Here is a 16031-nt window from a genome sequence, read left to right as displayed (position 1 = left end):
CCCATGACCCCGGGTAATCGGGTGGGTGGGTGGGAGACATCCGCCGCGAAGCGGCGGTTCAGTGCCGGAGCTAAGGCGGCGGCAAGGGCTGCGACACAGGCCCGCTTCCCCACCCCGGCTGCGACGCGGACTCCGGCTCCGGCTCCGGCTCCGGCAATGGCTCCGGCAATGGCAATGGCTCCCCCTCCAAGAACTCAAGGCGGTTGCCCACCGGGTCGTCCGCGTAGAAGCGCCGGTGTCCCGGCAACGCGTCGTCCCAGGTGACGGGCACGCCCCGCGAAGAGAAGCGCTCCGCGTACGCGGAGATGTCCCGCACCCGCAGCCCGGGGTGCGCCTTCCTCGCGGGGCGGAAGTCGGCCTCGATACCGAGATGCAGCTGCACGGCACCCGCCATGAACCAGCACCCGCCCCGCGAGGCCAGCGCACCCGGCTTGGGGATCTCGGTCATGCCGAGCACCCCGCAGTAGAAGGCCCGCAGCAGCGCCTCGCTCCCCGGCGGAGCCGCCAGCTGGACGTGGTCGATGGACGTCAGGGGCATGGGGGGTCAGTCCCCTCGCCGCGCCACCGCGAACACCCTGCGGAAGGGGAAGACCGTGCCCCCAACCCCCGCCGGGTACGCCTTGCGCAGCAGCTCCCGGTACTCGGAGAGGAACGCCTCCCGCGCCTCCGCGTCGTCCGCGAGCGCCGTGAGGACCGGGCGCAGGCCCGTCCCCCGCACCCAGTCCAGGACGGGGTCATCCCCCTCAAGGAGGTGCAGATACGTCGTCTCCCACGCGTCCACCTCGCACCCCAGCGAGACAAGCCGCTCCAGGTAGGCCGCCGGCGAGAGCACCGCGTCCGCGTGGCGCAGCCGCCCGTCGAGCCGCTCCCGCCAGCGCGGTGACTCGCTCAGTTCGCGCATCAGGACGTGACTGGGGGCGTCGAAGTTGCCGGGGACCTGGAGGGCGAACGTCCCGCCGGGGGCCAGCGCCGCCACCCAGGCGGGGAAGGAGTCCGGGTGGTCCGGCACCCATTGGAGCGTCGCGTTGGACAGGATCAGGTCGTACGTCCCCTCGGGCGGCGCCCAGTGCGACGCGTCCGCCGCGGCGAAGTCCAGGCGCCCGCCGCCGGACGTGGGCCCTGCGAGCCGCTCGGCCTGCTCCAGCATCTGCGGGGAATTGTCGAAGCCGGTGACGTGCGCCGTGGGCCAGCGTTCGGCGAGGAGGCGGGTGACGTTGCCGGGACCGCAGCCCAGGTCGGCGATGCGGGGCGCGCGGCCGCCGGTGGCGGGGAGTTCGGGGATGCGGGCCAGCAGGTCGACGAAAGGGCGGGCCCGGTGGCCGGAGTGGCGCAGATACTGACCCGGATCCCAGGTGGGGGTGGGGGCGGAGCTGTTGCTGGGGGCGGCGGACATGGGTGGGCCTCCTCTGGGCAGGGACCTCGTGCGACGGTGCGGGGACGACCTCGTGCGACCTCTTGCCTAAGCTTCGTACCGGCGTCATGTCGCCTTTGTGCGGGCGCCATGGACGTCGTACAGCCATCCTCAGCCCCGAAGTCTCTTGACGTCAAGAGACTTCATGTCGACAGACCCCCTACACTGATCGCCATGGAGGACGAGGTCGATCGGCTGGTGGCAGCATGGCGCCGTGAGCGCCCTGACCTCGACGTGGAACCACTCGAGGTGCTCAGCCGTGTCAGCAGGCTCGCGCGGCATCTCGACAGGGCCCGTCGGCTCGCGTTCTCCGAGCACCAGCTGGAGCCGTGGGAGTTCGACGTACTGACGTCGCTGCGGCGCGCGGGCGCGCCCTACCAGCTCTCCCCCGGACAGCTCCTCACCCAGACCCTGGTGACGTCCGGCACGATGACCAACCGCATCGACAGGCTCGCGAAGAAGGGCCTCGTCGAGCGGCTGCCCGACCCGAGCGACCGACGGGGCGTGCTCGTGCGGCTGACCGATGAAGGGCAGGACCGCGCGGACCAGGCCCTCGCCGGACTCCTCAAGCAGGAGCGGGCGATCCTCGCCGAGCTGTCGCGCGGACAGCGGGGCGAGCTCGCCGCGCTGCTACGCCAGCTGACCGCCCCGTTCGACAACATCCCCGGCTAGGTCGACAGGACCCACCCCGGCCCTGCGCGCAAGCGCGACGGCCGCGAGCGTGGAGTGGACGCCCAGCTTCCCCAGCACGTTCTGCATGTGCGTACGCACCGTGTGCGGGGAGAGGAACAGCCTTTCCGCCACCGCCTTGCGGCCAAGACCGGCCACCATGCAGCGAAGGACCTCGCGCTCGCGCGGAGTCAGGGACTCCACCAGGCGCTCGGATTCCGTGCGGTGCTTGCGGGCGGCCGTCAACTCGCGCAGGACGCCGGTGAGCAGCGCGGGCGGCAGATGGGTCTCCTCCCGCAGCACCCCCCGTATGACCGTCAGAAGCCGGGACAGCGAGCAGTCCTTGGCGACCCATCCCGAGGCGCCCGCCTGGAGCGCGAGGGCGGCCCGGCGCGGGTCGTCCTTCTCGGCGAGCACGACCGTACGGACCATCGGCTGGCCCGAGCGGACTCCGGCCACCAGGGATATGCCGTCGACAAGACCGTCCGCGCCGCCCTCCTGCACCGAAGGCGCGGGCCGGACGCCCTGCATGGCGTTCGCGGAAGCGCCCAGGTCGGCGTCGACGAGCAGCACGTCGTATCTGCGCCCCTCGGCTATGGCCCGCTCAAGGCAGCGCAGTGCGGCGGGACCGCTGCCCGCCGCGGACACGTCGACGTCGGGCTCCGCCGCCAGTGCCGCTGCGAGCGACTCGGCGAAGATGCGATGGTCGTCGACGACCAGGACTCGGATACGAACCACTGAAAAACCCCCTCCCCCAGGCTCTCCGCGGAGAGCAGGGGATACCCCAACGTCGGAGGACGTACGGTGCGGGCACGACGCCCGCAACGGGGGTCGCCGCAGTCGCACGGCCGCCGCCGAGCTATGACTGCTACCCCCATCGCCGGGCGTCGTACCCGACTGTCTCGCCCCCTGATCAGTGCCGGCCCCCACCGGCACTGCCACTCAGAGTAGAGCCGGACGGCAGGAGCGGAAGGTAATTTACAGAACTGACTGGCCAGCGCGTTTAGGGTGAGCCGTATGTTTCGTATTGAGACAGGAGTCGACAAAGACCGGTTCGCTCTGCTCCTCGCCGGACTCCAGGGCTCGAACAACGCCGCGTCACCCGTGATCCGCGCCCTGCGCGGCACCCCCCAGGATCGTGAAATCCCGCTGGCCGTATGGCTGGTGGAACGCACGGAAGGCCTGGTCGGCGGCCTCGCGGGACACACCTGGGGCCGCTGGCTCCACGTGAACCACCTCTGGGTCAGCGAGAACCACCAGGGAGCGGGTCTTGGCGCACAGCTGCTCGCCGAGGCGGAGCGCATCGCGCGGGAGGAGCGGGACTGCCTCAACTCCCGTGTGGAGACATGGGACTTCCAGGCTCCGGGGTTCTACCGCGGTCAGGGGTACGACGTGGTGTCGGTGATCCCGGATTATCCGCAGGGGGCGAAAGAGTTCACCCTGACGAAGAGATTGGCCTGATGCCCACGCGGCCAGACGGACAAACGGCCACGCGGTCACGCAGTCACGCGGTCACGCGGTCACGCGGGGCCCGACGGCAGTTCCCGTACACGGTTGCCACCGAGCCCAACCCGCATCATCCGCACCGGAGTTGACAGAGCGCCTCGTCACGCCAAGCGGCGCGCCCCCGCCGAAGGAACCGCCGGGAACACCCGCGGGGACGTGTGGCCCGCCGAGGTGAACGCCTCCAGGACCGACTTCGTCACCGGCTCCGCGTCCACCTCCTCCACGAGGACGACCGCCGAGCCGCCGAAGCCGCCCCCGGTCATCCGGGAGCCGATCGCCCCGGCCGCGTTCGCGGACGACACCACCAGGTCCAACTCGTCGCAGGAGATGCGCAGATCGTCCCGAAGCGACGCGTGCCCCTCGGTCAGGACGGGGCCGATGGCCCGCACCTCGCCCGCGTCGAGCAGGCCGATGACCTGCTCCACCCGGTGGTCGTCCGAGACGACGTGGCGTACGTAGCGGCGGATCCGCTCGTCCGTCAGTTTCTCCAGGGCGGCGGGGAGTTCCGCGTAAGGAACGTCCCGCAGGTGGGAGACGCCGAGGATCCGCGCACCCTCCTCGCATCCGGCCCGCCGCTCCGCGTACGCCCCGTCGCCCAGCTCGTGCTTGACCCGGGTGTCGACGACGAGGAGCTGCAGGCCGTGCGCGGCGAGGTCGAAGGGGACCTGCCGTGTCGTCAGGTCGCGGCAGTCCAGGTGCAGGGCGTGGCCTTCCGTGGCGCACGCGGATGCCATCTGGTCCATCACACCGCACGGCACACCGACGAAGGCGTTCTCGGCGCGCTGGGCGATGACCGCCAACCGCGGTGCGTCCAGGCCGAGTTCGTACAGGTCGTTGAGGGCGAGTGCCGTGACGACCTCCAGGGCGGCCGACGAGGAGAGGCCCGCCCCGGTCGGCACGGTCGAGGCGAGGTGGATGTCGGCGCCCCCGGAGACCGCGTGCCCCGCGTCCCGCAGCGCCCACACGACGCCCGCCGGGTAGGCGGCCCAGCCGCCCTGCCCGGCCCCCCGGGCGGTCAGCGCGAGAGGCGTCAGCTCATCGACGCGCAGTTCGGCGACCGGTGCGTCGATGTCGGCCGAGTGGAGCCGCAGGACGCCGTCGGTGCGGCGCGCCACCGCCGCCACCGCGGTGTGCGGCAGCGCGAGCGGCATCACGAAGCCCTCGTTGAAGTCCGTGTACTCGCCGATGAGGTTGACCCGGCCCGGTGCCGACCAGACCCCGTCCGGCTCATACCCGTACAGCTCCGAGAACTGCCCCGCTACGTCCATCAGTTACCCCTTCAACCCCTGTTGACTAACGCTGGGCGAACGCCCACGCGTCGGCGACGATGCCCGCGAGGTCCGCGCGGGCCGGATTCCAGCCGAGCCGCTCCCGCGCGGTGGCCGCGGACGCGACGAGGACCGCCGGGTCGCCGCCGCGGCGCGGGGCCATGACCTCGGGGATCGGGTGTCCGGTGACCTGGCGGACGGTTTCGATGACCTCGCGCACGGAGAAGCCGTTGCCGTTGCCGAGGTTGCAGATCAGGTGCTCTCCGGAGGTGGCCGCCTCGACCGCGAGGAGGTGCGCCTGCGCGAGGTCCGCGACGTGGATGTAGTCGCGGACGCAGGTGCCGTCCGGGGTCGGGTAGTCGTCGCCGAAGACGGAGATGGCCTCGCGCTTGCCCTGCGCGACCTGGAGGACGAGGGGGATCAGGTGCGACTCGGGGTCGTGCCGCTCTCCCTGCTCGCCGTACGCCCCCGCCACGTTGAAGTAGCGCAGCGAGACCGCGGCCAGACCGTGGGCGGTGGCCTCACCGGTGATCATGTGGTCGACGGCGAGCTTCGACGCGCCGTACGGGGAGGTCGGGGCGGTCGGGTCCGTCTCGGTGATGGGGGTGCTGACCGGCTCGCCGTACGTCGCCGCGGTGGAGGAGAACACCAGCTTGCGCACGTCCGCGTCACGCATCGCGGCGAGCAGCGCCATCGTGCCGCCGACGTTGTTCTCCCAGTACTTCTCGGGCTTCACGACGGACTCGCCGACCTGCGAGAAGGCGGCGAAGTGCAACACGGCGTCGAAGGAGGAGTCCAGCCACTTGGCGGCATCGCGGATGTCGCCCTCGACGAACGTCGCGCCGGACGGGACGCCCTCGCGGAATCCGGTGGAGAGGTTGTCCAGGACGGTCACCTCGTGCCCGGCCTCGATCAGATGCTGGGCCACCACGCTTCCCACATAGCCCGCCCCGCCGGTGACCAGGTACTTACCGCTCATGAACTCGCTACCTCTCGCAGTCGCTGGGCCGCGGCTTCCGGCGGCACGTCGTTGATGAACACGCTCATGCCGGATTCGGAACCCGCGAGGAACTTCAGCTTGCCCGAAGTGCGGCGAATGGTGAAAAGCTCGAGGTGGAGCGCGAAGTCGTCCCTATTGACCGCTGTGTCCCCGGCGGCCCCCTCCATCCCGCCGAAAGGCGCCTGGTGCCACGCCGCGATGTACGGAGTGAGCGCCTCGCCCTCGGTCCCGCCTTCACCCTCACCGAAGATCCGGTCGAAGCGCCTCAAGAGTTCCAGATAAAGCTTGGGGAACTCTGTGCGTGCCGCTTCGTCGAGCCCGAGCAGGTCCGCGACACGGCGCTTGGGGTAGAGGTGCACCTCGTAGGGCCAGTGCGCGGCGTGGGGGACGAACGCCACCCAGTGCTCACCCTCCAGGACCACGCGCTCGCCCGCGCTCTCCTCGGCCACGACGTCGTCGAAGAGATTGCGGCCCGTCGACTCCTTGTGCGCGGCGAGCGACCTCAGCATCAGGGACGTACGCGGGGTGACGAAGGGGTAGGCGTAAATCTGGCCGTGCGGGTGGCCCAGGGTCACGCCGATCTCGGCGCCGCGGTTCTCGAAGCAGAACACCTGCTGTACGGCGGGCAGGTGCGAGAGCTCGGCGGTTCTGTCCGTCCACGCGTCCAGGACGAGTGCGGCCTGTTCCTCGGTGAGGTCGGCGAAGGACGAGTCGTGGTCGGAGGTGAAGCAGACGACCTCGCACCGTCCCGCGTCCCCGGCAAGCGAGGGGAAGCGGTTCTCGAAGACCGCCACGTCGTACGAGGAGTCGGGGACCTCGCTCAGCCTCTCGCCGTCGGACGGGCAGAGCGGGCACTCGTCGGCCGGCGGGTGGTAGGTGCGGCCCTGGCGGTGCGAGGCGATGGCCACCGCGTCGCCGAGCAGCGGGTCCCTGCGGATCTCCGATGTGGTGGAGATGGGATCCAGAGGCCTCTTGTCGACGGCGCCGCGCACGGCGTCGTCACGCGAGTCGTAGTAGATGAGCTCACGACCGTCTGCGAGACGGGTCGAGGTCTTCTTCACGTCCGGGGCTCCTCACCAACACCCACACCCAACATAACCGAACATAACAAATCACAAGCCAACAGCATCGTCAATGCCGGACCGGGAACGAGGCTGGAACCGGACCGGGACGGCCGCAGCTGTCTCACAGCTGTCCGTCCGATCACAATCAAACAAAGAACACCAAAAGAAGTCTTCAGTTATTGAAGAAGGAAGCGTAGGTTCCGGTCTGATCAGTTCGCGCAACGAAGCGAGTTCCCCATGCAGTCCCCCACACAGACCCTGGCCGAGGGGCTTCGGCTGCCCACCAACGGCCTCGACTACGCGATCCTCGCGATCTACTTCGTAGTTGTCCTAGGTATCGGCTTCGCCGCCCGACGCTCCGTGAAGACAAGCCTCGACTTCTTCCTCTCGGGCCGTTCGCTGCCCGCCTGGGTGACCGGCCTCGCGTTCGTCGCCGCGAACCTCGGTGCCACCGAGATCCTGGGCATGGCCGCGACCGGCGCCCAGTACGGCGTCGCGGTCGTCCACTGGTACTGGATCGGCGCCATCCCCGCGATGGTCTTCCTCGGCCTCGTGATGATGCCGTTCTACTACCGCAGCAAGGTCCGCTCGGTCCCCGAGTACCTGCTCCAGCGCTTCGACAAGTCGGCGCACCTGCTGAGCTCGGTGCTCTTCGCGTTCGCCGCGATCCTCATCGCGGGCGTCAACCTCTACGCCCTGTCGATCGTCGTCGAGGCGCTCCTCGGCTGGCCGCAGTGGGTGGCGATCGTGGTCGCCGGCTTCTTCGTCCTGGCGTACATCACGATCGGCGGGCTCTCCTCGGCGATCTACAACGAAGTCCTCCAGTTCTTCGTGATCCTGGCGGCCCTGATCCCGATCTGCGTCATCGGCCTGAAGAAGGTCGGCGGCTGGGACGGGCTCTCCGGCTCGATCGAGAAGTCGCACGGCTCGGACTTCATGAGCGCGTGGGGCGGCACCGGCATCGGTGACGCCAACCCGCTGGGCGCGAACTGGCTGACGATCATCCTCGGCCTCGGCTTCGTGCTCTCCTTCGGCTACTGGACGACCAACTTCGCCGAGGTGCAGCGCGCCCTGTCCGCGAAGAACCTCTCCGCCGCCCAGCGCACCCCGCTGATCGCCGCCTTCCCGAAGATCTTCATCGTCTTCCTGGTGATGATCCCGGGCCTGGTCGCGGCCGTACTCGTCCCGAAGATCGGCACGGCGGGCTCGGACCTGACGTACAACGACGCGATCCCGTATCTGATGCAGGAGTTGCTGCCCAACGGCGTGCTCGGCATCGCGGTGACCGGTCTGCTCGCGGCGTTCATGGCGGGCATGGCGGCGAACGTGTCGTCCTTCAACACCGTCTTCACGTACGACATCTGGGCCAAGTACGTGAAGACGGACAAGCCCGATGGCTACTACCTGCAGTTCGGTCGCGTGATCACCGCGATCGGCGTCCTCGCCTCGGTCGGAACGGCCTTCATCGCCTCGTCGTTCTCGAACATCATGGGCTACCTGCAGACCCTGTTCTCCTTCTTCAACGTCCCGATGTTCGTGGTCTTCATCATCGGCATGTTCTGGAAGCGGGCCTCGGTGAAGTCCGGTGTGTGGGGCCTGCTCGCGGGCACGACCGCCGCGATGATCAACTACTTCTACATCTACAAGCAGGGCGTCATCGACATCCCGACCGACCAGGGCGCCAACTTCGTCTCGGCGATCGTCGGCTTCGTCGCGGGCGCCGTGGTGATGGTCGTGGTCACGCTCTTCACCGCGCCCAAGCCGGAGGCCGAACTGGCCGGTCTGGTCTACGGAACGACCTCACCGGGCCTGGAGGAGCCGCCCGCCGAGGGCGACGACGCCTGGTACCGCAAGCCCGCGCTGCTCGGCTGGGGAGCGATCGTGCTCGCCGCGCTCTGCTACCTGCCGTACTCGCTCTAAATCCGATCGGAGGTCTGGAAGAACATGTCTGAGCAGCACAACTCTGAACTGCACAACGAAGTCTCCGAGCTGGAGCGCAAGTCCGCCACGGCGGCCCGTCTCTTCGACATCCGGCGGATCATCGGCGGTCTGTTCGTCGTCTACGGAGTCATCGTGACGATCGCCGGAATCAACCCGTCCGACGCCGACATGAAGAAGGCCGAGGACATCAACATCAACCTGTGGACGGGCCTGGCCATGCTGGCGCTCGGCCTCTTCTTCCTCGGCTGGCTGTGGCTGCGCCCCACGGTGCAGCCCGGCGAGGAGCCGGAGGAAAGCGAGTAGCACCCGCGGAACCCCGGACGGGGCCCGAGTTCACTGTGCCGGTGACTCGGGCCCCGTCGGCGTCTCCACGTCGTTCGCATAGGCCGCCACGGGCCGTTCCGCGCGGTCCAGAAGTCCGGTCCGCGCGGCGAGCGCGGCGGCCTCCAGGCGGGACCCGACGCCCAGTTTCATCAGGACGCGCTGCACGTGCGTACGCGCCGTGCTGGGCGCTATGCCCATCCCGGCGGCGATCAGGCGGGTGTCCTCGCCGTCCGCGACCCGCACCAGGACCTCGACCTCGCGCGGCGTCAGCATCTGAAGGAGCCGCTGCCCCTCGTCGTCGGGCTGCGCCGCCGGATTGAGCAGCTCGCTGAACGCGCCCTGGAGCAGCTGCGGGGCGACGGCCGCCTCGCCTGCCCGCGCCTTCATGATGGCGCGCTCGACGCCTTCGATGCGCTCGTCATGGCGTACGTATCCGGAAGCCCCCGCGGCGAAGGCCGCGGCGATCCCGCGCGGGCTCGGCACCGGGCCGAGCACCACCACGGCGACCTGTGGGCGCTCCCGCTTGATCTTCACGACCGGATCGAACATTCCGGCCTCCGCGGGCGTCGCCGTACCGAGCAGGCAGACTTCGGGGGCGCGGCTGATGACCAGCTCGGCCGCCCCGGCCGCGGGCGCGGCCGCGGCAAGAACCCGGTGGCCACGCAGCTTCAAGGCCGAGGCGAGTGCCTCGGCGAGCAGTCGGTGGTCGTCGACCACCATGAGTCGCACACCCATCGAGCAACCCCCCAGTTTTCCCCACGGAACCCCCACGGAACGAGGGCCCCCCGGCCCCGCACCCACTCATGCCCCGGAAGCTACACGCTTGTTCGACATCGCGCGCCCCCTACCGGTGAGAAGCGGCGCGGAATGCCCAAATCCCGGCTATGGACGGGTGATGGGTGGCACATGCGTGCGGAATAGCACAAGGGAAAACCGAACGGCCCCGCTCCTCATCAGGAACGGGGCCGTCCGCCGCGTATGCGGAGGTCACAGGGCTACTGGGCGACAAATCCCAGGGCCGTGTACTCCTTGTCGTCCTTGGAATACGGCTTGCTGATCAGCTCTTTGCCGAGATACAGCTTGCCGTCGCCGTAGAGGAGTTCGTTCGATTTCGGCACCATGCTGCTGATCGCACTGCCCACGGATTCGGCCGCGGGGGTCTCCAGAAGCTTGGTCTCCTTCATCGTCTTGCCGTTGAGAGAGACGATCTGGGCGCCCTTTTCATAGGTCGCGTCCTTGTACGCCAGGATGTTGCCGCCGTCCATACGGATCGGGAACATCTCCCCGTCGTCGCCCGCGTCGGCACGGTCGCCGGTGCTCTTTCCGGTGGCCAGCGAGAAGGAGATGATCTCGTTCGTCTGGCTGTAGCCGTCACCGCCGCCGTCGTGCTGACGGGTCGGGACGTAGAGCTTGTCGTTGCCGACGGCCAGCGCGGTGCACGCGTAGACGACGTTGACCTCGCAGTCGTGGTCGTACTTGCCGTCGGGCAGCGAGATCTTGGCGCGGAGATCGCCCTTGTCGTTGATCGAGAAGACATCGGTGATGCCGCTCGCGGTGATCTCCTGGGTGTCCTGGCCGAAGACGACAGGGCGGGTCGAGATGATCTTGGCGTTGTCGACGCCCGGCGTCACCGGGAAGGTCCACTTCTCGTCGCCGGTCTTGGAGTCGAGGAGCTGGACCTTGAGCTTCTCGTCGCCGTAGTCACCACACTTCTGGACGGCGACGAGCTGCTCGCCGCCCGCGTAGCCCTCGTCCTGGCACTTGTCGCCCGGGGTCGGCTCCCACAGGTGCTTGCCCTTGGTGATCTCGAAGGCGGCGCCGCCCGCGCTGGAACCGGCCGCGACGGTGCTGCCGCTGATGGTGAGCTCTTCGATCCGGGCGTCCGCGCTGCCCTCGTCGATGGTCTCCGTCCAGAGCTTGCTGCCGTCCTTCAGGTCGATCGCGGAGATCTGCGAGCAGGTCTTGTGGTCGCCCTTCTTGGTGCGCTTGCCGTCTTCGTACGCGACCGCGGCGATGCCGTCCTTGCTGACCTCGCGCGAGCTCGCGCACGTCTGGCCGGCCAGCGGCCGCGTCCACAGCTCCTTGCCGTCGGTCGCGTTGTAGCCGACGATCTCGTTGACGCCCGCCTTGGCGTAGACGTCGTCGGTGAGCCAGGAGCCCTTGATGCTCCAGACGTCGTCCTTGGGCACCTCGGGCTGCGGGAGCTGCATGGAGACCGTGGCGTTGGTGCTGCTCGGGACCTTCTCCGTGCCGGGGCCGCTCGGGCCCTGCTCGTCGCCGCCCTTCTTCTCCTCGCCCTTGCCGTCGTTGCCGCCGGTGGAGCCCTCGGAGCTCGCCTCGGTGTCCTTGCCGCCGGAGGTCGTGGCGTAGATGACGCCGCCGCCGACGATCACGGCGATCGCGACGACCGCAGCGATGATGATCTTCATCTGGCCGCTGAGCTTCGAGCCGCCCGAGCCGCCGGGCGCGGCCTGCGGCGCCATCGGCATCGTGCCGGGCTGCTGGTAGGCGCCGTAGGGGGGCTGCTGGCCGTAGGGAGGCTGCTGCCCGTACGGGGCCGGCTGGCCGTACGGCTGGGTCGGCTGGTTGTACGGCTGGGCCTGCTGGCCCGGGTAGCCGTAGCCCTGGGGCTGGCCGGGCGGCGGGGTACCGGGAGCCTGCGGCGGCTGCGGTGCCTGCGGTGCCTGCGGGTAGCCGTAGTTGGGCTGGCCCTGCGGCGGCGGAGGCGGCGTCTGGGGCGGCGGCGGGGTCTGCGGGTAGCCGTACGACGGGTTGTTCGGCTCAGGAGCCTTGCCGAAACCGCCGGGCGGGGGGTCCTGGGGGGCGCCGAACCCACCCTGCGGGGGCTCGTTGGGCGGCTGGGGCGGCTGGGTCATGACGTCGATTCCTTGGGGACGAGAGATGAACTGAGCGACAAAGAGGGCGACTTGCCCGACCGGGAAGTGATCACTTGCCGTAGGCCAGCATCAGCTTCTCCTGGCCCTTTGTGCTGCCCGAGAGCCGCGTGGTGGAGATGTAGAAGCGACCGTCCACGTAGTCGAGCGCCTTCGAGAAGAAGCCGCTCTCGATCTCCGAGGTCCCCGAGGGGTTCTTCAGGAGCGTCTTCGGCTTGTGCGAGCCCGAGATCGGGATCGAGACGATCTTGCCGCCTGCGTCGTACGAGGGCTCGACGTATCCGATGACCGCATTGCCGTCGACCTTGATCGGCAGCATCGATTCCTCAAGCGGCGACTTGGTGCGCCATGCTTCCTTGCCGGTGGCGAGGCTGATCGCCACGACCTCGTTGGCGCCGGACGTCGCCTCGGTCGGCAGGTAGAGGTTGTTGTCGTCGGTCGTGACGCCAAGGCAGCCCTGCAGACTGCCGCCGAGGAAGGACGAGCCGTCGCACTCCGGCGCGAACTTCTCGTCGACGCCGACCTCGGAGCGGGTCGCGCTGCTGTTGGGCTTCAGCGTAGTGATGTTCCACGTCTTCTTGTCCTCATTGGTGAGGTACACGATCGTGGGGCTCTCGGAGTAGATCCGGCCGATCCGCCAGCCCTTGGGGAACTTCTTCGTCCACACCGCGTCGCCCGTCTTCGGGTCGAGCTGCTGCAGCTCGTCGTGCTCGGTGGGCGAGCTCGCCCCGCACGAGTAGGCGACGAGCATCTTCTTGCCACCGGCGAAGCCGCTGGGGAAGCAGGCGCCCGGGTCCTTCTTGTCGGCGACGAAGAGCTCCTTGCCGTCGCTGATGCTCAGCGCCGTGCCGGACTGGGAGCGGCCGACCATCACCGTGTCACCGGTGATGGAGAGGTCGGTGGAGAGGGACATGTCGAAGAGCCCCTCCTCCTTGACCGGCTTCTTCCAGCCCTTGGCACCCGTCTTCAGATCGACGATCTGGATCTGGTTGCACTTGGAGTCGTCCTTCTGCCCGTCCTTGAACGCGACGACGATCTTGCTGTCGTCCGTGGCCTGCGGCGTCGTGCCACAGATCTTCTGCGGGAACGTGATCGTCGGCCAGGCGGTCTTGCCCGTGCTGACGTCGTAGGCGGAGATCTCCTTGTACGCGGCCTTGGCGGCGATGCCGTCCTTGATCCACATGCCCTTGGCGTCGGCGCCGGAACCGGGCACCTTGGGCGCTTCCTTGTAGAAGAGCACCTTCGACTCGCCGGGCTGGCGGCCCGCGTTGAGGTCGTCCTGCCCAGTCGCGCCGTCGCCGTCGCCGTCACCCGGGTTGACCGGGGCGGAGTTGCTGGCCTTCGGGTCGTTGGTCGTCCCGGCCAGGGGCTTCTTCTTGCTGGGGTCGTCGTCACCGCCGCCGACGACAGCCCAGGCGACGCCGCCGATGACGAGCGCACCGGCCGCCACGGCCGCCACGATCAGGCCGGGCTTGCCCTTGAACGGGTTCTTGCCGCCACCGCCGGGCGGGGTGCCGGGCATGCCGGGGCCGCCCGGGAACTGCTGCTGCGGGTAGCCGTACTGCGGCTGGGCGCCGTAGGGACCCGGCTGCCCCGGCTGCGTGGGCTGGCCGTAGGGGCCCGGCTGACCGGGCTGCGTGGGCTGGTTGTACGGTCCTGGCTGGTCATACGGACCGGGCTGCTTGTACGGTCCGGACTGCTGCGGGTAGCCGTAACCCGGCTGGGGCGCAGGCGGAGTCTGCGGGTAGCCGTAGCCGGGCTGCGGCGCGGGCGGAGTCTGCGGGGCGCCGGACGGCGGTCCCTGCGGCGGCTGGGCAGGCATCTGCGGCGGCTGGCCAGGTGGCTGCGGCGCGGGTGGCTGATTCGGGTCCTGCGGTGCTCCGAAGCCGCCGGACGGCGGCTGGTTGGGCGGCTGAGTCATCAGCGCTTCCCCCTTCACTGATTTTCGGCACGCCAAGCGGTGCTCAGGCGGACCTTTCTATCACCCTGGCCCCTTAGCACAACTGGCCGGTCCGTCCCCTGTTCCCAAGGGAGGACCGGCCTGTGATACGTCCGTTACTAGACCTCTACGCGCTCTCCGCAAGCTCCAGCCAGCGCATCTCCAACTCGTCGCGCTCGCTGACGAGTTCGCGCAGCTCGGCGTCCAGTTCGGCCACCTTCCCGAAGTTGGTGGCGTTATCGGCGATTTGGGCGTGCAGCCACGTTTCCTTCGTGGACATCTTGTCCAGCTGCCGCTCGATCTTCTGAAGTTCCTTCTTCGCGGCGCGGGCGTCGGCGGAGGAGACCGTCTTCTGCGCGGCGGCCGGTGCGGCGGACGCTCCGGCGGCGGACGCGTCGGCGAGGGGGGCCGCCGGGGTGCCGGCCGCCGCCATCCGCTTGCGCCGCTCCAGGTACTCGTCGATGCCGCGCGGCAGCATCCGCATAGTGGCGTCGCCGAGCAGCGCGAACACCTTGTCGGTGGTGCGCTCCAGGAAGAACCGGTCGTGGGAGATCACGACCATCGACCCGGGCCAGCTGTCGAGGACGTCTTCGAGCTGCGTCAGCGTCTCGATGTCGAGGTCGTTCGTCGGCTCGTCGAGGAAGAGGACGTTCGGCTCGTCCATGAGGAGGCGAAGGAGCTGAAGGCGCCGCCGCTCACCACCGGACAGATCACCGACGGGCGTCCACTGCTTCTCCTTGTTGAACCCGAACGTCTCGCAGAGCTGCCCCGCGGTCATCTCCCGGCCCTTGCCGAGGTCGACCCGCTCGCGCACCTGCTGCACGGCCTGCAACACCCGCAGCGTCGGGGCGAGTTCGGTCACTTCCTGCGAGAGGTAGGCCAGCTTCACGGTCTTGCCGACCACCACACGCCCCGCCTCGGGCTGTACGTCGCCGTCGGAGCGTTGCGCCTCGGCCATCGCGCGAAGGAGCGAGGTCTTGCCCGCGCCGTTGACACCCACCAGGCCGATGCGGTCGCCGGGGCCGAGCTGCCAGGTCAGATGCTTCAGGAGCAGCTTGGGCCCGGCCTGTACGGTCACGTCCTCCAGATCGAAGACGGTCTTGCCGAGCCGCGTCGTCGCGAACTTCATCAGCTCACTGCTGTCGCGGGGCGGCGGCACATCGGCGATGAGTTCGTTCGCGGCCTCGATGCGGTACCGCGGCTTGCTGGTGCGGGCGGGGGCGCCGCGCCGCAGCCAGGCGAGCTCCTTGCGCATCAGGTTCTTGCGCTTGGTCTCCTCGGTGGCCGCGATGCGCTCACGCTCGGCACGCGCGAAGACGTAGTCGGAGTAGCCGCCCTCGTACTCGAAAACAGACCCGCTCTGTACGTCCCACATGCGCGTGCACACCTGGTCGAGGAACCAGCGGTCGTGCGTGACGCAGACGAGCGCCGAGCGCCGTGTCCGCAGGTGCTCGGCGAGCCAGGCGATGCCCTCGACGTCGAGGTGGTTGGTCGGCTCGTCGAGCACGATCAGGTCGGGCTCGCCGATGAGCAGCTTCGCGAGCGCGATACGCCGCCGCTCGCCACCGGAGAGCGGCGCGATGACGGTGTCGAGGCCCTGCGGAAACCCAGGCATATCCAGCCCACCGAAAAGACCGGTGAGCACGTCCCGGATCTTGGCGTTGCCCGCCCACTCATGATCGGCGAGGTCACCGATGACCTCGTGCCGCACGGTGGCCTCGGGGTCGAGGGAGTCGTGCTGGGTCAGCACGCCGAGCTGAAGACCGCCGTTGTGCGTGACGCGCCCCGAGTCGGTCTCCTCCAGCTTGGCGAGCATCCGGATGAGGGTCGTCTTGCCGTCTCCGTTGCGCCCCACGACGCCGATCCGGTCCCCCTCGGACACGCCGAGGGAGACACCGTCGAGCAGGGCACGTGTGCCGTACACCTTGCTGACTGCCTCGACATTGACCAGGTTGACGGCCATTAACGCTCCAGGGAAGGGGATCGATCGACCTCCAGCGTAGTCGGAGGTCGAT

14 protein-coding genes are annotated in these 16031 nt (G+C 69.0%); 4 read left to right on the top strand and 10 right to left on the bottom strand.

The features are described from left to right. Positions 1–70 precede the first annotated feature (70 nt). On the bottom strand, positions 71–538 hold the full coding sequence (locus tag ACFQ7F_RS40235) for a VOC family protein (protein ID WP_383282530.1): 468 nt from the start codon (positions 536–538) through the stop codon (positions 71–73). 6 nt (positions 539–544) lie between these two features. Beyond that, complete coding sequence (locus ACFQ7F_RS40230; protein WP_383282527.1) at positions 545–1393, bottom strand: trans-aconitate 2-methyltransferase; 849 nt, start codon at positions 1391–1393, stop codon at positions 545–547. A 192-nt stretch (positions 1394–1585) separates the two neighbouring features. Between ACFQ7F_RS40230 and tamR the strand changes: the two genes are divergently transcribed. Then, positions 1586–2083, top strand: a complete 498-nt coding sequence (gene tamR / locus ACFQ7F_RS40225) for a MarR family transcriptional regulator TamR (RefSeq protein WP_383282524.1) — start codon at positions 1586–1588, stop codon at positions 2081–2083. On the opposite strand, the gene ACFQ7F_RS40220 is transcribed toward tamR, so the two are convergent. Further along, on the bottom strand, positions 2042–2818 hold the full coding sequence (locus ACFQ7F_RS40220) for a LuxR C-terminal-related transcriptional regulator (protein ID WP_383282521.1): 777 nt from the start codon (positions 2816–2818) through the stop codon (positions 2042–2044). The genes tamR and ACFQ7F_RS40220 overlap by 42 nt on opposite strands. A 279-nt stretch (positions 2819–3097) precedes the next feature. On the opposite strand from ACFQ7F_RS40220, the gene ACFQ7F_RS40215 reads away from it, so the two are divergent. Then, positions 3098–3541, top strand: a complete 444-nt coding sequence (locus tag ACFQ7F_RS40215) for a GNAT family N-acetyltransferase (RefSeq protein WP_383282518.1) — start codon at positions 3098–3100, stop codon at positions 3539–3541. Positions 3542–3687: 146 nt separating this feature from the next. Here ACFQ7F_RS40215 and galK read toward each other — a convergent pair whose 3' ends face one another. The 3 genes from galK to galT are packed head-to-tail and all read right to left on the bottom strand — an operon-like array spanning position 3688 to position 6915. After that, on the bottom strand, positions 3688–4854 hold the full coding sequence (gene galK / locus ACFQ7F_RS40210; protein ID WP_383282515.1) for a galactokinase: 1167 nt from the start codon (positions 4852–4854) through the stop codon (positions 3688–3690). 25 nt (positions 4855–4879) lie between these two features. Further along, positions 4880–5833 carry a UDP-glucose 4-epimerase GalE gene (gene galE, locus ACFQ7F_RS40205; protein WP_383282512.1) on the bottom strand — a complete coding sequence of 318 codons (954 nt, stop codon included), beginning with the start codon at positions 5831–5833 and terminating at the stop codon, positions 4880–4882. Then, a complete protein-coding gene (gene galT, locus ACFQ7F_RS40200; protein WP_383282509.1) occupies positions 5830–6915 on the bottom strand; it encodes a galactose-1-phosphate uridylyltransferase in 1086 nt (361 codons plus the stop codon). Before galT ends, galE begins: the two co-directional genes overlap by 4 nt. Positions 6916–7155: 240 nt before the next feature. Between galT and ACFQ7F_RS40195 the strand changes: the two genes are divergently transcribed. Together ACFQ7F_RS40195 and ACFQ7F_RS40190 are read left to right on the top strand one after the other, a co-directional pair. Continuing rightward, positions 7156–8838: a sodium:solute symporter family protein gene (locus ACFQ7F_RS40195; RefSeq protein WP_383282506.1), complete on the top strand. Its 1683-nt coding sequence runs from the start codon at positions 7156–7158 to the stop codon at positions 8836–8838. A gap of 24 nt (positions 8839–8862) precedes the next feature. Continuing rightward, on the top strand, positions 8863–9162 hold the full coding sequence (locus ACFQ7F_RS40190; protein WP_383282503.1) for a hypothetical protein: 300 nt from the start codon (positions 8863–8865) through the stop codon (positions 9160–9162). Positions 9163–9192: 30 nt separating this feature from the next. Here the strand turns inward: ACFQ7F_RS40190 and ACFQ7F_RS40185 are convergent, their stop codons facing one another. The 4 genes from ACFQ7F_RS40185 to ACFQ7F_RS40170 all read right to left on the bottom strand — a co-directional run bounded on the left by ACFQ7F_RS40185 (position 9193) and on the right by ACFQ7F_RS40170 (position 15979). Then, on the bottom strand, positions 9193–9918 hold the full coding sequence (locus tag ACFQ7F_RS40185; RefSeq protein ID WP_383282500.1) for a LuxR C-terminal-related transcriptional regulator: 726 nt from the start codon (positions 9916–9918) through the stop codon (positions 9193–9195). Positions 9919–10178: 260 nt separating this feature from the next. Beyond that, the gene (locus ACFQ7F_RS40180) at positions 10179–12059 is read right to left on the bottom strand and encodes a PQQ-binding-like beta-propeller repeat protein (protein ID WP_383282497.1); all 1881 of its coding nucleotides are present in this window, start codon (positions 12057–12059) and stop codon (positions 10179–10181) included. Between the two features lie 70 nt (positions 12060–12129). After that, positions 12130–13998: a PQQ-binding-like beta-propeller repeat protein gene (locus ACFQ7F_RS40175; RefSeq protein ID WP_383282494.1), complete on the bottom strand. Its 1869-nt coding sequence runs from the start codon at positions 13996–13998 to the stop codon at positions 12130–12132. Positions 13999–14143: 145 nt separating this feature from the next. Continuing rightward, complete coding sequence (locus ACFQ7F_RS40170) at positions 14144–15979, bottom strand: ABC-F family ATP-binding cassette domain-containing protein (protein WP_383282491.1); 1836 nt, start codon at positions 15977–15979, stop codon at positions 14144–14146. Between the last annotated feature and the right edge of the window lie 52 nt (positions 15980–16031).

The sequence above is a fragment of the Streptomyces sp. NPDC056486 genome (genome assembly GCF_042795295.1).
Taxonomy (GTDB): domain Bacteria; phylum Actinomycetota; class Actinomycetes; order Streptomycetales; family Streptomycetaceae; genus Streptomyces.
The sequence above is the reverse complement of the archived record's forward strand: the minus strand, read 5'-3'. Positions and strand labels throughout refer to the sequence as shown.

Excerpts from the sequence above, each read along its gene's own strand:
- ACFQ7F_RS40190 (WP_383282503.1), top strand. The coding sequence starts at position 8,863 with ATGTCTGAGCAGCACAACTCTGAACTGCACAACGAAGTCTCCGAGCTG.
- ACFQ7F_RS40170 (WP_383282491.1), bottom strand. The coding sequence starts at position 15,979 with ATGGCCGTCAACCTGGTCAATGTCGAGGCAGTCAGCAAGGTGTACGGC.
- galK (WP_383282515.1), bottom strand. The coding sequence starts at position 4,854 with ATGGACGTAGCGGGGCAGTTCTCGGAGCTGTACGGGTATGAGCCGGAC.
- ACFQ7F_RS40180 (WP_383282497.1), bottom strand. The coding sequence starts at position 12,059 with ATGACCCAGCCGCCCCAGCCGCCCAACGAGCCCCCGCAGGGTGGGTTC.
- galE (WP_383282512.1), bottom strand. The coding sequence starts at position 5,833 with ATGAGCGGTAAGTACCTGGTCACCGGCGGGGCGGGCTATGTGGGAAGC.
- ACFQ7F_RS40235 (WP_383282530.1), bottom strand. The coding sequence starts at position 538 with ATGCCCCTGACGTCCATCGACCACGTCCAGCTGGCGGCTCCGCCGGGG.
- ACFQ7F_RS40195 (WP_383282506.1), top strand. The coding sequence starts at position 7,156 with ATGCAGTCCCCCACACAGACCCTGGCCGAGGGGCTTCGGCTGCCCACC.
- ACFQ7F_RS40185 (WP_383282500.1), bottom strand. The coding sequence starts at position 9,918 with ATGGGTGTGCGACTCATGGTGGTCGACGACCACCGACTGCTCGCCGAG.
- ACFQ7F_RS40215 (WP_383282518.1), top strand. The coding sequence starts at position 3,098 with ATGTTTCGTATTGAGACAGGAGTCGACAAAGACCGGTTCGCTCTGCTC.
- tamR (WP_383282524.1), top strand. The coding sequence starts at position 1,586 with ATGGAGGACGAGGTCGATCGGCTGGTGGCAGCATGGCGCCGTGAGCGC.
- ACFQ7F_RS40230 (WP_383282527.1), bottom strand. The coding sequence starts at position 1,393 with ATGTCCGCCGCCCCCAGCAACAGCTCCGCCCCCACCCCCACCTGGGAT.
- ACFQ7F_RS40175 (WP_383282494.1), bottom strand. The coding sequence starts at position 13,998 with ATGACTCAGCCGCCCAACCAGCCGCCGTCCGGCGGCTTCGGAGCACCG.